Origin of the sequence: Roseomonas acroporae (assembly GCF_023223525.1) — a bacterium.
Taxonomy (GTDB): Bacteria; Pseudomonadota; Alphaproteobacteria; order Acetobacterales; family Acetobacteraceae; genus Roseomonas_E; species Roseomonas_E acroporae.
In genome coordinates this window covers 1-1,278 of sequence record NZ_JALPRX010000235.1, presented here as the reverse complement: position 1 = coordinate 1,278, position 1,278 = coordinate 1, and the positions used below count along the sequence as shown (strand labels likewise).

Here is a 1,278-nt window from a genome sequence, read left to right as displayed (position 1 = left end):
GACGAACCCGGAGCGCGTCATCGGCGACCAGGCGCCGATCATCCTGGCGTTCGCGCGGCACCTCGATGCGATGACGGCGGAGGAGTTGGCCGCCGCCTGGGACGCCGCCAGGGGCGCCGCCGGGGACGCCGCCTGGGCCGCCGCCAGGGGCGCCGCCAGGGGCGCCGCCGGGGACGCCGCCTGGGACGCCGCCGGGGGCGCCGCCTGGTCCGCCGCCAGGGGCGCCGCCAGGGGCGCCGCCGGGGGCGCCGCCTGGGACGCCGCCGGGGGCGCCGCCTGGTCCGCCGCCGGGGGCGCCGCCTGGTCCGCCGCCAGGGGCGCCGCCTGGGCCGCCGCCTGGGCCGCCGCCTGGGGCGCCGCCAGGGGCGCCGCCGGGGACGCCGCCTGGGCCGCCGCCAGGGGCGCCGCGAGGGGCGCCGCCGGGGACGCCGCCTGGGGCGCCGCCAGGGCCGCCGCCAGGGGCGCCGCCGGGGCCGACGCCTGGGGCGCCGCCGGGGGCGCCGCCTGGTCCGCCGCCAGGGGCGCCGCCTGGTCCGCCGCCGGGGCCATCATGGAAATCCAGGGCGGCGAGGTGATGAAGACGCGCGGGCAGCCGTTCTTCTTCCTGCCGGCTTTCGGCTTCGAGAACCCCGACGCCGTGGCGGCGCGGTACAGCGTCACCGCCCGCCCCGCCACCGCCCGCGCGGAGGGGTGAGGGATGAGCAAGGTTGTGGCGTACACCGGCCCCAACGCCATCGAACTCTGGGGCGCCGTCATGCAGGGCCGGCAGAAGAAGCCGGGCGACGAGACGCTGTTGCGCGAGATCGTGCGGCTCAAGACGAACCACGACGAGCTGCTGTCCGCGCTGCGCGAGTACCTGCACACCGAGCGCCGGCCGCTGGACGCCAAGAGCACGTCGCTGTCCGAGGCCGACATGCAGGAGTGGTTCGAGCGCCGGCAGCGGGCCCGCGAGAACGCCCTCGCGCTGATCGCGCGCCTTTCCCCCTAACCCGACCCGCACCCCCGCGATCCGCCGCGCCGGCGGGTCGCGCAGCAGCGGGCCGGGTGGCCTGGCGAGGGAGATGACGATGAGCGAGAGCAGCAGCACGAAGCACACGCCGATGCCGTGGAGCATCGATCAGGACGGCAAGACTGCGCTGATCACCTCCAATGGCGAGTTGATCGCGGAGTGCGGCATCTCGGATCTTCCGGTGAAGCAGGATCAGGCCAACGCCGCCTTCATCGTCCGCGCCGTGAACGCGCATGACGCGCTGGTGGCGGCGCTGCGGGAACTGCTCG

At 77.3% G+C, this 1,278-nt stretch carries 3 protein-coding genes; all 3 read left to right on the top strand.

Translation table 11 applies throughout. The features are described from left to right. Window positions 1-694 (top strand): hypothetical protein (locus M0638_RS28235; RefSeq protein ID WP_248670287.1); only part of this gene is annotated, 694 nt, incomplete at its 5' end. Window positions 695-697: 3 nt separating this feature from the next. Continuing rightward, window positions 698-988: a hypothetical protein gene (locus tag M0638_RS28230; RefSeq protein ID WP_248670286.1), complete on the top strand. Its 291-nt coding sequence runs from the start codon at window positions 698-700 to the stop codon at window positions 986-988. A gap of 79 nt (window positions 989-1,067) precedes the next feature. Further along, window positions 1,068-1,278 (top strand): hypothetical protein (locus M0638_RS28225; RefSeq protein ID WP_248670285.1); only part of this gene is annotated, 211 nt, incomplete at its 3' end.

Excerpts from the sequence above, each read along its gene's own strand:
- M0638_RS28230 (WP_248670286.1), top strand. The coding sequence starts at position 698 with ATGAGCAAGGTTGTGGCGTACACCGGCCCCAACGCCATCGAACTCTGG.